This is a genomic window from Mycobacterium hackensackense (assembly GCF_025822555.1).
GTDB lineage: Bacteria > Actinomycetota > Actinomycetes > Mycobacteriales > Mycobacteriaceae > Mycobacterium > Mycobacterium fluoranthenivorans.
The window spans coordinates 847,966-860,068 of the sequence record NZ_JACKUC010000030.1 but is presented as its reverse complement, the minus strand read 5'-3'; the positions used below and the strand labels follow the sequence as shown (position 1 = coordinate 860,068).

The following is a 12,103-nucleotide window of genomic DNA, read 5'->3' as shown; positions in this document are numbered from 1 at the left end:
GCGGAAGGACGCGCCCGTGACCACGACCGATGCGACGCCGGCGACCACCCCGGTGGCGGCTCCCGATATCCCGGCGATCGTCGCCGATGTCCGCGCTGCCTTCGCCACCGGCCGCACCCGCGACCTGCGGTGGCGCAAGCAGCAGCTGCTGGCCCTGCAGAGACTCGTGGTCGACAACGAGTTGGCGATCGCCGCCGCCCTCGACGAGGACCTCGGCCGCAAGCCGTTCGAGGCGTGGCTCGCCGATGTCGCCAGCGTGGCCGCCGAGGCCGGTGACGCCGCCAAGCACGTTGCCAAGTGGGCCCGCCGCAAGTATCGGCGCCTGGAGATCTCGCAGTTGCCGGGCCGCGGCTGGATCGAATACGAGCCGTTCGGCACGGTGCTGGTCATCGGTGCCTGGAACTTTCCGTTCGCGCTGACCCTCGGGCCGGCGGTGGGCGCGATCGCCGCGGGCAACGCCGTAGTGCTCAAACCGTCCGAGTTGGCGCCGGCCTCGTCGGCACTGATGGCCGAACTGGTGCCGCGCTATCTGGATCCGCGCGCGGTCGTGGTCGTCGAGGGCGACGGTGCGGTCAGCCAGGAACTCATCGACCAGGGCTTCGACAAGCTGTGCTTCACCGGTGGTACCGAGATCGGGCGCAAGGTCTACCAGAGTGCCGCCGCGCATCTGACGCCGGTGACGCTGGAACTCGGTGGCAAGAGCCCGGTGATCGTCGCCGCCGACGCCGATATCGAGGTGGCCGCCAAGCGCATCGCGTGGACCAAGCTCATCAACTCCGGCCAGATCTGCATCGCTCCCGATTACCTGCTGGCCGACGCCAGCATCCGCGACGAGCTCGTCGACCGGATCAAACAGGCCGTCACGACGTTCGAGGCCGACGCTGCCGGCGGCAAGCGGATCGTGAACCGGCGCCACTTCGATCGCTTGGCCGGGGCGGTCGCCGTCACGACCGGTGAGGTGGTGATCGGCGGCGGATCCGATGCCGAGGCCCTCGAGATCGACGCGACCGTCGTGCTCGACCCCGCGCTCGACGAACCGCTGATGACCGACGAGATCTTCGGCCCCATCCTACCCATCATCACCGTGCAAAACCTGTCTGAGGCAATCGATTTCGTCAACGCCCGGCCGAAGCCGCTGGCGGCCTATCTGTTCACCGGGTCGAAGGACACCCGGGAGCGGGTGATCCGGGAGGTGCCGGCCGGCGGCATGGTGGTCAACCACCTGATCTTCCACTTCGCCACCACGCGGCTGCCGTTCGGCGGTGTCGGGCCGTCGGGTATCGGCGCCTATCACGGGCGTTTCGGATTCGAGGAGTTCAGCCACCGGAAGTCGGTGCTGACCAAGCCGACCCGGCCGGACCTGGCCAAGATGATCTATCCGCCCTACACCGAGAAGGCATGGAAACTGGCGCGCAAGATCTTCTGACGCACGAAAAAGGGGGCATCCGTTCGGATGCCCCCGGTTTCGTCGGTACGTCAGTGGCTCTGATGAACCGTGTTGTCCACCTGCGGCGCCGATGCGTGCGGCTGGATGTCGTAGATCCAGTCGTGGTGGCTGATATCGGCCGAGGCCGGGGCCGCCAGGCCCAGGACGGCGGCGGTCAGTCCGCCGGCGATGATCGCGGTGATGCTGATGTTCTTGACGTTCTTCATGATCGTGCTTCTCTCTTCTGCCGTCTTAGGTGCTTTTCGCGCCCTCTGATGGTTGAAACGCACAGGTCAGCGAGGTAATCCCGATGGCGGTGATTGATCGGCGGTTGGCAGGAACAAGTCGTCGGCGGACCCGGTCTACCGCCGCAGAACCGACTTCCGTATACAGAAGGTTGTCGTCCGACAACCGGACAGAAAACCGTGGAGAGGAATCCCATGCCCGGAGTGCAGGATCGCGTCGTTGTCGTCACCGGTGCCGGTGGTGGACTGGGCCGTGAATACGCCCTGACGCTGGCCCGTGAAGGGGCCAGTGTCGTCGTCAACGACCTCGGCGGTGCCCGTGACGGGTCCGGTGCCGGACACAACATGGCCGACCAGGTCGTCGAGGAGATCAAGGCCGCCGGTGGCCGTGCCGTGGCCAACTACGACAGCGTCGCCGAGTCCGCGGGTGCGGAGAACATCATCAAGACCGCCATCGACGAGTTCGGCAAGGTCGACGGTGTGGTGAGCAACGCCGGCATCCTGCGTGACGGCACCTTCCACAAGATGACCTTCGAGCAGTGGGACGCCGTGCTGAAGGTGCATCTGTACGGCGGTTACAACGTGATCCGCGCCGCGTGGCCGCATTTCCGCGAGCAGAGCTTCGGCCGGGTGGTCGTGGCCACCTCCACCAGCGGCCTGTTCGGCAACTTCGGACAGGCCAACTACGGTGCCGCCAAGCTCGGCCTGGTCGGTCTGATCAACACGCTGGCGCAGGAGGGTGCGAAGTACAACATCAAGACCAACGCCGTCGCGCCGATCGCGGCCACCCGGATGACCCAGGACATCCTGCCGCCCGAGGTCTTCGAGAAGCTCACCCCGGAGTACGTGGCGCCGGTGGTGGCCTACCTGATGACCGAGGAACTGCCCGACACCGATTCGGTGTTCATCGTCGGTGGCGGCAAGGTGCAGCGCACCGCACTGTTCCAGAACGACGGCGTCACCTTCACCGAGGTGCCGTCGGTGGACGACATCGCCGCCAAGTGGGGCGAGATCACCGATCTGTCCGCTGCCCAGGCCGCCAGCTTCAAGCTCGGATGAAAGCCCTTGTCGCACAATCCCTGACCGGTACCGAGGGGCTCGCCTACACCGATGTCGACGACCCCGTATCCCCGGATGCGGTGGTGATCGACGTCGGCGCGGCCGGCGTCTGCTTCCCGGATCTGCTGCTGTTGCGCGGTGAATACCAGCTGCGGTTGGAACCCCCGTTCACCCCGGGGATGGAGGTGGCCGGAACCGTGCGTTCGGCCCCCGCGGAATCGGGATTTTCTGCTGGGCAGCGTGTTTCGGCATTCACCATGCTGGGTGGCTACGCGGAGCAGGTGGCGGTGGCGCCATCGAGTGTGGTGCCGACTCCCGAGGGCATCGACGATGCGTCGGCGGCGGCTCTGCTGGGCAACTACTACACGATGTACTTCGCCCTGGCGCGCCGCGCGGCATTGCGGGCCGGGGAGACGGTGTTGGTCCTCGGTTCGGCCGGCGGTATCGGCGTGGCGAGTATCCAGATCGCCAAGGCGATGGGGGCACGGGTGGTGGCGCTGGTGCACCGGCCCGACGCCCTGGACTTCGTGGCCGGCGTGGGTGCCGACGTGGCCCTGCCGTTGACCGACGGCTGGCGCCAGGCGGTGCTGGAGGCCACCGGCGGCCGCGGTGCGGATGTGGTGGTGGACCCGGTCGGCGGGGATGCGTTCGATGACGCCATCCGGGTGCTGGCTCCCGAGGGCCGGCTGTTGGTCATCGGATTTGCTGCCGGACAAGGTATTCCGACGGTCAAGGTGAACCGGCTGCTGCTGCGCAATGCCAGCGTGGTCGGCGTCGGGTGGGGCGAGTTCGTCCGGCAGTCCCCGGGTGCGCAGGCCGAGGTGGGTGCCGGTCTGGCGCAACTGGTGGCGGCGGGCCTGCGCCCGCCCGCACCGGTGAGCTACCCGCTGGCCGACGGCGCGGCGGGTCTGCAGGCGCTGGCCGACGGCAAGATCCGGGGCAAGCTCGTCCTCGTTCCGTAGCCTGAAGCGGTGAGCACCCTCGGCGTCGTCCTGGTGGCCGTGGTCATCGCCATCGGCCTGGCCGGCATCGTGATACCGATCCTGCCCGGCGGGCTGCTGGTCTTCGCCGCGATCCTGGTGTGGGCGCTGGTCGAGCAGACCGCGGTGGGCTGGGTGACCCTCGGTGTCGCGGCGGCGTGCTTCGTCGTGGCCGAGGTGATCAAGTACACGTGGCCGGTGCGCCGGATGCGGGCCGCCGAGGTCGGCACCTGGAGCCTGGTGGCCGGCGGGGTGCTCGGTGTCATCGGGTTCTTCGTGGTGCCCGTACTGGGCCTGGTTCTCGGTTTCGTCCTCGGGGTGTACCTGGCCGAGTTGGCCAAACGCCGGGATCAGTGCCGGGCCTGGGCGTCCACCGTGCACGCCGTCAAAGGTGTGGCGCTGTCGGTCGGGGTGGAGTTCACCGGGGCGCTGCTGGCCACCATCACCTGGGCCGTCGCGGTGCTTGTCTGGTGATTTCACTGATGCAGGGCGGCGCGCAATCGGTCGAGTTGGTCGGGAGTCACTTCTGCGACGTCCAGGAAACCGCCGAGTGAGCCGTACTTCTCGTCGCGCACCCGCCACGCCGCGTCCAGGTACTCCTCGCGCACCCCGAGCACCTCGTCGGTCAGCCGGGCCTCGGCGAAGGTGATCACCTCGGCGGAGTCCGATCGGGCGCGCACCGATTCCAGGATCTGCTCGCGCAACGGCGGGATCGCGTCATTGCTACGCAGGAAGTCGGCCAGGATGGCCTCGCGGTCGATGCCGACGGCCTCCAGCACGGTCGCCACGGTGAATCCGGTGCGGTCCTTGCCCGCGAAGCAGTGCGCCAGCACGGGCTTGTTGTCGGCCAGCATCGCGATGACCTGCCGCACCGCGGTCTGGGCACCGGGTAGGGCGGGGAACTCCTCGTAGACCTCGGCCATGTAGCGCTTGGCCGACTCGGCGACGTCCTCGTCTGCGGGCGACTCGGACATCACCCGCTGAAAGGTCGATTCGTGCGGTGCGTCCTGCTCGCTGTCGTCGTCGAAGTGGAACGGCAGCAGATGCACGGCCACGCCGGCGGGCAGCAGGCCCCCGCCGCGGCGCTGGACCTCGCGGTGCGAGCGCAGATCGACGATATCGGCGATGCCGAGCGCGGACAGAGTGGCGCGACCGCTGTCGTCGAGCCGGCTCAATTCACTGGAGCGGTACAGCAGGCCGGGACGGATCCCGGTCTGCTCGGCGACGTCACGGAAGTTCCAGGCACCCGACAGTTCCACGCTGACTACTTTGTCACAGCCGCCGCAAACGCCGATTTCTCCCGGCCGAGTTCGGCGCGGGCGATGGTGCGGATGTGCACCTCGTCGGGCCCGTCGAACAGCCGCATGGCACGGTGCCAGGCGTACAGGCGGGCCAACGGGAAGTCGTCGGACACGCCGGCGCCGCCGTGTACCTGGATGGCGCGGTCGAGCACATTGCACGCGACCTGCGGGGCCACCGACTTGATCTGGGAGACCAGCACGTGCGCGGCCTTGTTGCCCTGCTGGTCGATCGTCCAGGCGGCCTTCTCACACAGCAGCCTGGCTTGATCGATCTCATTGCGGGACTTGGCGATCTGCTCGCGCACCACACCCTGTTCGGCCAGCGGCTTACCGAAGGCGATGCGGGTCTGCACCCGGTCGATCATCAACGCCAACGCCCGCTCGGCCGCACCCAGGGCGCGCATGCAGTGGTGGATCCGGCCCGGCCCCAGCCGGGCCTGGGCGATCGCGAACCCGCTGCCTTCCTCGTGCAGCAGGTTCTCCACCGGCACCCGCACGTTGTCGAACACGATCTCGCAGTGCCCGTGCTGGTCCTGCCAGCCGAACACCGGCAACGACCGAAGGACGGTGACCCCAGCCGTATCAATGGGCACCAGGATCATCGACTGCTGCGCGTGGCTGGCGGCGTCGGGGTTGGTGCGGCCCATGACGATGAGCAGCTTGCAGCGCGGATCGGCCGCCCCGGTGATCCACCACTTGCGGCCGTTGATGACGTAGTCCGAGCCGTCGCGCAGCATGGTGGTCTCGATATTGCGGGCATCGCTGGAGGCCACCGCGGGCTCGGTCATCGCGAACGCCGAGCGGATCTCACCGTTGAGCAGGGGTTCGAGCCACTGCGCGCGCTGCGCCTCGTTGGCGAACAGGTGCAGGGTCTCCATGTTCCCGGTGTCCGGGGCGGCGCAGTTGAGCACCTCGGGGGCGATCTCCATGCTCCAGCCGCTCAGCTCGGCCAGCGGGGAGTACTCCAGGTTGGTCAATCCTGACTCGGCGGGCAGGAACAGGTTCCACAGCCCGGCCGTCTTGGCCTTGACCTTGAGTTCCTCGACCACCGGCGGCACCGTGTGGTCCTTGGGGCCCATCTGGTCGCGATAGGCGTGATACGACGCCTCGGCCGGGAACACGTTCTCGACCATGAAGTCGGAGAGCCGCTTGTGGTAATCAGCCGCCTTGGCAGACATCGCGAAGTCCATGACCGTCACGATATGCCACTTGGTTAGACAAGTGGAAGGAGGCATGGGTGCACCCCGCCCGCCACCTTCGGTGCGGAGTTCACCGGCGAGGATGTTCCGCCGTTCTGAGCGTCGCGGCGGCGAGCAGGCCGGACACGGCGGCCAGCCCGATGACGGTCCCGGCCACTGCGGGCCAGCCGGCGGTGTCGAAGGCCACCCCGCCGAACCAGCCGACCACGCTGGAGCCGGCGTAGTAGCAGAGGTTGTACAGCGAGGAGGCCTGCGCTTTGCCGTCGGCGGCGGCGGTCCCCACCCAGCCCGAGGCGATCGAGTGAGCGCCGAAGAACCCGGCCGTGGCCAGCACCAGCCCGGCCAGTACGGCAAAGATGTTGTCGCTGAGCGTGATCGCGGTGCCGACGATCATCGTCGCGGTGGAGGCGAGCAGTACCGCGCGGCGGCCGTGCCGGCCTGCTTCGGCGCCGGCTCGGGCCGAAGCCCAGGTCCCGGCCAGATAGGCCAGGAACATCAGGCTGACCAACGTCTGCGGCAGGTGGAACGGCGCCGCCATCAGTCGGAAACCCAGGAAGTTGTACATGGCGACGAACCCGCCCATCAGCAGGAAACCCTGGCCGAACAACACCAGCTGCCGGGGTGAGCGCAGATTGGCCAGCAGTTTGTGGCCCAGATCGCGGCTGCGCGACGGGGCGAAGCCGCGTGCACGTGGCGCAAGTTTGACGAATGCCGTTGCCGCCAAAGCGCATAGCACCGCCACCGTGAGCACGCCGGCCCGCCAGCCGGCGTACTGCGCGACCGGCCCGGTGACCAGCCGGCCGGCCAGGCCCCCGATCGTCGTCCCCGCCACGTAGGTGCCCGCCGCGCGGGCGGCGTGACCGGATGCGATCTCCTCGGTCAGGTAGGCGATGGCGACGGCGGGGACACCGCCCAGCATCAGTCCTTCGAGCAGCCGGCCGCCGAGCAGCAGACCGGCGGTCGGCGCGAACGGTACCAACAGCCCGAGAACCGTTGCCGCAGCGACGGACATCGTCATCGCCTGGACCCGGCCGATCCGGTCGGCAAGCACCGACCACGGGATCACGCCGAGCGCCAGGCCGACGGTGGCGGCCGAGACGGTCAGCGCGGCGTGTGCGGCACCGGTGCCCAGATCGGCGGCGATCAGCGGCAGCACGGCCTGCGGCGAATACAGCTGCGCGAAGGTGGCGACGCCCGCACAGAACAACGCGGCCAGCAGCCTGCGGTACTCGGCCGACCCACGTGCATGTCCCCGCCAGGTCACAGTGGTGGTCGTAGAAGTCACTCAGACGACGCTAGGACTCCTCAAACAATGTGTCCAATGCATGAATTTAGGCAAGTTCATGACGATTCTGTATGACGAAATCGATCAGCCGCGCCGCGGCGGGCGGCACCTCCCGGGAGCCGTTCCAGGTCAGCCCGATCTGCCGTTTGGCTGACGCCTCGGTGAGCGGAACATAGGCCGCACCGGGTTCGGCGCGCTGCGGTCTGGGTACCGGGACGACCGCCACCCCGAATCCCGCCGCCACAAGCCCTTCCATCGTCGGGATCTCCATGGCCTCGAAGACCACCGGCGGGTCGATCCCGGCTTCCTCGCACAGCTCATCGGTCAGCTGGCGCAGCCCGAATCCCGGTGCCAGCCCGACGAATGGTTCGGCGCCGGCGTCGGCGAGCCGGATGCGGGTCCGTCGGGCGAAGGGGTGCTCGCGAGGTACCGCCAGACACAGCCGCTCCACGTAGAGGCCGCGCCACGGGAAGCCCGGCGGCCGCGGCGAGGTGATCGCGAGATCGGCCTGCCCGGCCGTGAGCCGCTCGACGATCTCGTGGGCGGCCCCCTGGAACAGCTCGAATCGCACCCGGGGTGCCTCGGCCCGGAACCGCCGCAACAGTTCCGGAACGAACCCGCCGGCTTGCGAATGCAGGAACGCCAGCCGCACCAGGCCGGTCTCCGGATCGCGCAGTGCCGCGATACGTTCGGTGGCCGAACGCATTTCGGCGATGCTGCGGCGCGCATGCTCGAGCAGGATCCGGCCGTAGGCGTTGAGCGCCAGTCTGCGGTTGACCCGGTCGAACAACGGTGCACCGACCTGAGCCTCCAGCCGGGCCAGCGCTCGCGACAGCGTCGGCTGGCTGATGCCGAGCTCGGCCGCCGCGTCGGTGACGTGTTCGGTTTCGGCGAGCACGACGAACCACTGCAGCTCGTCGGAATCCATACCGATGACTCTCCCGGTCGGCGCAAGCTGTGACAAGCTGACTCGCATGCAGGACTCGGCACAGAAGGTGCGGGTGGTGGTCGGTGATGACCACCCGATGTTTCGCGACGGAGTGGTCCGGGCACTGGTGGCCAGCGGATCCATCGAGGTGGTCGCGGAGGCCGATGACGGGGTGGCCGCACTGGAGGCCATCCGCACCCACAAACCCGCGGTGGCGCTGCTGGATTACCGGATGCCGGGAATGGACGGCTCCGAGGTGGCGGCCGCGGTGACCCGCGACCAGTTGCCCACCCGGGTGCTGCTGATCTCAGCCCATGACGAATCGGCCATCGTTTACAAGGCGTTGCAGGACGGCGCGGCCGGCTTCCTGTCCAAGGAGTCGACCCGCGGCGAGTTGGTCAGCGCCGTGCTGGACTGCGCGCGGGGACGCGATGTGATCGCCCCTGCGCTGGCCGCGTCGCTCGCCGGTGAGATCCGGCGCCGTCACGAGCCGGATGCGCCGACGCTGTCCGCCCGCGAGCGGGAGGTGCTGGGCATGATCGCCAGTGGGTTGAGCATCCCGGCGATGGCCAAGGAGCTGTATCTGGCGCCGTCCACGGTCAAGACCCATGTGCAGCGGCTTTACGAAAAGCTCGGCGTCGGCGACCGGGCCGCCGCGGTGGCGGAGGCGATGCGGCGCAAGCTGCTCGACTGACGTGGTGCGCATCGTCGACTTCTTCGCGGCCGAACCGGTCCGGGTCTCCGCGGTGCTGCGGTTACCGCTGATCGCGCTGATCGCGGTGCTGGTGTGGATCTGGGAGGTCGACCACTGGCTGCCCGGTCTCTATGCGGTGGTGCTGGGCACGTACGCGATCGCCGCCGTGGCGTGGGTGCTGGTGGCGTTGCGGGGTCCGTTGCCGCGCTGGGCGGACTGGGCGTCCACAGGAGTCGACGTCCTCGTCATCGTGGTGCTGTGCCTGGTGTCCGGAGGTGCCACCGCGGCGCTGCTGCCGGTGTTCTTCCTGCTGCCCATCTCGGTGGCGTTCCAAGACCGGCCGTGGCTGACCGGCATCATCGGAACCCTCACGGCCGCAGCGTATTTGTCGGTGTGGATCGTCTACTCCAAGCGCGACGACCGCATCGGCCTGCCCAATATGGTGTACACCCACTTCGGCTTCCTGATGTGGCTGGCGGTCGCGACCACGGCGTTGTGCCTTGTGCTGTCGCGTCGTTCGGCCCGGGTCAAGGCACTGCTGGAGGTGCGCCGGCAACTGGTGTCGGAAGCGATGGCTGCCGACGAACGGCGTCACCGCGAGGTGGCCGAGAACCTGCACGACGGTCCGTTGCAGAACCTGCTGGCCGCCCGGATGGAGCTCGACGAGATCCGGGAACGGCTGCCCGATCCCGCGCTGGATGCGGTGCACTCGGCGCTGCAACAGACTGCGGCCCTGTTGCGCTCCGTCGTCACCGAACTACACCCGCAGGTGCTCGCGCAGCTCGGTTTGACGGCCGGGGTTCGGGAGTTGGCGCGGCAGTTCGAATCTCGCGGGCAAGGCGAGGTGATCGCCGACCTGGAGGAGGTCGGCAAGCCGGAATCGGAGCCGCTGATCTACCGGGCCGCGCGGGAACTGCTGGCCAATGCCGGCAAGCACGCGCACGCCACGGTGGTGACGATCAGGCTGGCGCGTGTCGGCGACCGGGTGGTGCTCACGGTTGCCGACGACGGCGTCGGATTCGATCCATCCCTGGTCGCCGACCGGGTGGCCGCCGGCCATATCGGCCTGGGATCGCTGCTCGTTCGGGTCGATGCGATGGGTGGGGACATGGACGTGGACTCGGCGCCGGGACGCGGGACGACGGTCACGGTGACCTCCCCGCCGGAACCGGCCTCCGTCAGGCGGTGAGCCCGCGGGCGATCACCAGCCGCTGAATCTGGTTGGTGCCCTCGAAGATCTGGGTGATCTTGGCCTCGCGCATATACCGCTCCGGACGGAAGTCGCGGGTGTAGCCGACCCCGCCGAACACCTGCACGGCGTCGGTGGTCACCTTCATCGCGGCGTCGGTGGCGATCAGCTTGGCCACGCTGGCTTGTGTCGAGTACGGCAGACCCTGATCGCGTCGCCGCGCCGCATCCAGATAGGTGGCCCGCGCGCTGACCACCTCGGCGGCCATCGCGGCAAGCAGGAAGCCCAGTCCCTGATGGTCGATGATCTTGCGCCCGAACGTCGTTCGCTCGTTGGCGTAGCGCAGCGCTTCGTCGAGGGCGGCCTGGGCGATACCCACGGCCACTGCGGCGATGCCGAGGCGACCGGAATCCAGTGCCGAGAACGCGATCGGCAGGCCCTGTCCTTCGGTGCCGATCAACCGGTCGGCCTCGATGCGCGCGTTGTCGTAGTACGCGGAGGTGGTCGGCACCGCGTGCAGACCCATCTTCTCCTCGGGTTGGCCGAAGCTCAGGCCTTCGGTGTCGCCCGGCACCAGGAAGCACGAGATCCCGCGGGAACCCTCGCCGGTCCGCGCGAACAAGGTGTAGAAATCGGCCTTGCCGCCGTGGGTGATCCACGCCTTCGAACCGTTGAGCACGTAGTGATCGCCATCGCGGACGGCCGCACACCGCAAGGCCGCGGCATCGGAGCCGGCCTGCGGTTCGGACAGGCTGTAGGCGCCGATCTGCGCTCCGGAGAGCATGTCGGGCAGCCACCGCTGCTTCTGGTCGTCGCTGCCGAACATCAGCAGTGCGTGCGAGGACAGGCTGTGCACGCTCACCGCCACCCCGATCGCCGCCCAGCGCGCGGCGATCTCCTCGAGCACCTGCAGATACACCTCGTACGGTTGGCCGCCACCGCCCCACTCCTCCGGTTGCGGCAGGCTCAGCAGCCCGGCGGCGCCCAACTGGGCGAACACGCCCTCGGGGTAGGTCTCGGCCTTCTCGTGGGCGTCGACGATGGGGTCGAGCACGCGATCGGCGATATCGCGGGTCAGCGCGATGAGCTCGTGTGCTTCTGCGGTGGGCAGCAGGCGGTCGACAGCCACGGGAGGTCGCCTTTCCAAAACAGTACTGAAGTCGAGCCAACAGTATCATTAAGGGTACTGAAAGCGTCACTGCAGTACTATTGGCTGATGTTCGATCTGGCGGACGACGGTTTCGCGACACGTCGGCAGACCGCGTTGTTCGACGATCTGCTGGCGCTGTTCCTGGCGGAGGGGTTCAGTCACCTCACGCTGGATGACATCGCGGCGAGACTGCGCTGCTCGAAGTCCACCCTCTACACCCTGGCCGGCAGTAAGGACGAGTTGGTCAGGCGGGTGACGATCCACTTCTTCAAGCGTGCGACCAATGCCGTCGAGGCGATCCTGGAGCAGACCCGCAGCGAACGCATCGCGGCGTACCTCACCGCAGTCGGCGAGGAGCTGGCCGTCGCCTCGGACGTGTTCATGGCCGATCTCAACGCGTTCGCCCCGGCCCGCGAGGTGTATGAGGCCAATACCCGCGCCGCCGCGCAGCGCGTGCGCGAACTGATCGAGGAAGGTGTCGGCAACGGTGCGTACCGTCAGGTGCACGCCTCGTTCGCGGCGGATCTCGTCGCGACGATCATGGTCCGTATCCAGCAACGCGAGGTCCGCACGGCGACGGGTCTGAGCGACGCCGAGGCCTATGCCGAGTTGGCCACGCTGCTCACCTACGGTCTGCGGGCCTGACC

At 68.2% G+C, this 12,103-nt stretch carries 13 protein-coding genes; 7 read left to right on the top strand and 6 right to left on the bottom strand.

Annotation, left to right across the window (positions count from 1 at the left end):
* Nucleotides 1-16 precede the first annotated feature (16 nt).
* Nucleotides 17-1,426, top strand: coding sequence for an aldehyde dehydrogenase family protein (locus H7J86_RS13520; protein WP_235632911.1), 1,410 nt, complete (start codon nt 17-19; stop codon nt 1,424-1,426).
* Between the two features lie 50 nt (nt 1,427-1,476).
* Here the strand turns inward: H7J86_RS13520 and H7J86_RS13515 are convergent, their stop codons facing one another.
* Complete coding sequence (locus tag H7J86_RS13515; protein WP_090359132.1) at nt 1,477-1,653, bottom strand: hypothetical protein; 177 nt, start codon at nt 1,651-1,653, stop codon at nt 1,477-1,479.
* A gap of 213 nt (nt 1,654-1,866) precedes the next feature.
* Here H7J86_RS13515 and H7J86_RS13510 point away from each other — a divergent pair, with 213 nt between their 5' ends.
* The 3 genes from H7J86_RS13510 to H7J86_RS13500 are packed head-to-tail and all read left to right on the top strand — an operon-like array spanning nt 1,867 to nt 4,184.
* Nucleotides 1,867-2,730, top strand: coding sequence for an SDR family oxidoreductase (locus H7J86_RS13510; RefSeq protein WP_090359130.1), 864 nt, complete (start codon nt 1,867-1,869; stop codon nt 2,728-2,730).
* Nucleotides 2,727-3,692, top strand: coding sequence for an NADPH:quinone oxidoreductase family protein (locus H7J86_RS13505; protein ID WP_267291529.1), 966 nt, complete (start codon nt 2,727-2,729; stop codon nt 3,690-3,692). Before H7J86_RS13510 ends, H7J86_RS13505 begins: the two co-directional genes overlap by 4 nt.
* Nucleotides 3,693-3,701: 9 nt before the next feature.
* Nucleotides 3,702-4,184: a DUF456 domain-containing protein gene (locus H7J86_RS13500; protein WP_267291528.1), complete on the top strand. Its 483-nt coding sequence runs from the start codon at nt 3,702-3,704 to the stop codon at nt 4,182-4,184.
* Between the two features lie 2 nt (nt 4,185-4,186).
* On the opposite strand, the gene H7J86_RS13495 is transcribed toward H7J86_RS13500, so the two are convergent.
* The 4 genes from H7J86_RS13495 to H7J86_RS13480 form a co-directional block, all read right to left on the bottom strand.
* Entirely contained in the window at nt 4,187-4,969 is a 783-nt protein-coding gene (locus H7J86_RS13495; RefSeq protein WP_090359124.1) for a tyrosine-protein phosphatase, read from the bottom strand.
* Between the two features lie 5 nt (nt 4,970-4,974).
* Nucleotides 4,975-6,189, bottom strand: a complete 1,215-nt coding sequence (locus tag H7J86_RS13490; protein ID WP_267292928.1) for an acyl-CoA dehydrogenase family protein — start codon at nt 6,187-6,189, stop codon at nt 4,975-4,977.
* Nucleotides 6,190-6,280: 91 nt separating this feature from the next.
* Entirely contained in the window at nt 6,281-7,495 is a 1,215-nt protein-coding gene (locus tag H7J86_RS13485; RefSeq protein WP_267291526.1) for an MFS transporter, read from the bottom strand.
* A 46-nt stretch (nt 7,496-7,541) separates the two neighbouring features.
* On the bottom strand, nt 7,542-8,423 hold the full coding sequence (locus tag H7J86_RS13480) for a LysR family transcriptional regulator (protein WP_187097703.1): 882 nt from the start codon (nt 8,421-8,423) through the stop codon (nt 7,542-7,544).
* A gap of 46 nt (nt 8,424-8,469) precedes the next feature.
* Here H7J86_RS13480 and H7J86_RS13475 point away from each other — a divergent pair, with 46 nt between their 5' ends.
* Nucleotides 8,470-9,117, top strand: coding sequence for a response regulator (locus H7J86_RS13475; RefSeq protein ID WP_170847301.1), 648 nt, complete (start codon nt 8,470-8,472; stop codon nt 9,115-9,117).
* Between the two features lies 1 nt (nt 9,118).
* Nucleotides 9,119-10,306 carry a sensor histidine kinase gene (locus tag H7J86_RS13470; RefSeq protein ID WP_235683485.1) on the top strand — a complete coding sequence of 396 codons (1,188 nt, stop codon included), beginning with the start codon at nt 9,119-9,121 and terminating at the stop codon, nt 10,304-10,306.
* Here H7J86_RS13470 and H7J86_RS13465 read toward each other — a convergent pair.
* A complete protein-coding gene (locus H7J86_RS13465; protein ID WP_090359114.1) occupies nt 10,296-11,435 on the bottom strand; it encodes an acyl-CoA dehydrogenase family protein in 1,140 nt (379 codons plus the stop codon). The two genes, H7J86_RS13470 and H7J86_RS13465, sit on opposite strands and share 11 nt — an antisense overlap.
* An 87-nt stretch (nt 11,436-11,522) precedes the next feature.
* Between H7J86_RS13465 and H7J86_RS13460 the strand changes: the two genes are divergently transcribed.
* Nucleotides 11,523-12,101, top strand: a complete 579-nt coding sequence (locus tag H7J86_RS13460) for a TetR/AcrR family transcriptional regulator (protein WP_090359111.1) — start codon at nt 11,523-11,525, stop codon at nt 12,099-12,101.
* Nucleotides 12,102-12,103 lie beyond the last annotated feature (2 nt).

What these genes read in the sequence shown, in the direction of transcription:
- H7J86_RS13515 (WP_090359132.1), bottom strand. Translation starts at nt 1,653, where the DNA reads ATGAAGAACGTCAAGAACATCAGCATCACCGCGATCATCGCCGGCGGA.
- H7J86_RS13480 (WP_187097703.1), bottom strand. Translation starts at nt 8,423, where the DNA reads ATGGATTCCGACGAGCTGCAGTGGTTCGTCGTGCTCGCCGAAACCGAA.
- H7J86_RS13460 (WP_090359111.1), top strand. Translation starts at nt 11,523, where the DNA reads ATGTTCGATCTGGCGGACGACGGTTTCGCGACACGTCGGCAGACCGCG.
- H7J86_RS13505 (WP_267291529.1), top strand. Translation starts at nt 2,727, where the DNA reads ATGAAAGCCCTTGTCGCACAATCCCTGACCGGTACCGAGGGGCTCGCC.
- H7J86_RS13510 (WP_090359130.1), top strand. Translation starts at nt 1,867, where the DNA reads ATGCCCGGAGTGCAGGATCGCGTCGTTGTCGTCACCGGTGCCGGTGGT.
- H7J86_RS13490 (WP_267292928.1), bottom strand. Translation starts at nt 6,189, where the DNA reads ATGTCTGCCAAGGCGGCTGATTACCACAAGCGGCTCTCCGACTTCATG.
- H7J86_RS13475 (WP_170847301.1), top strand. Translation starts at nt 8,470, where the DNA reads ATGCAGGACTCGGCACAGAAGGTGCGGGTGGTGGTCGGTGATGACCAC.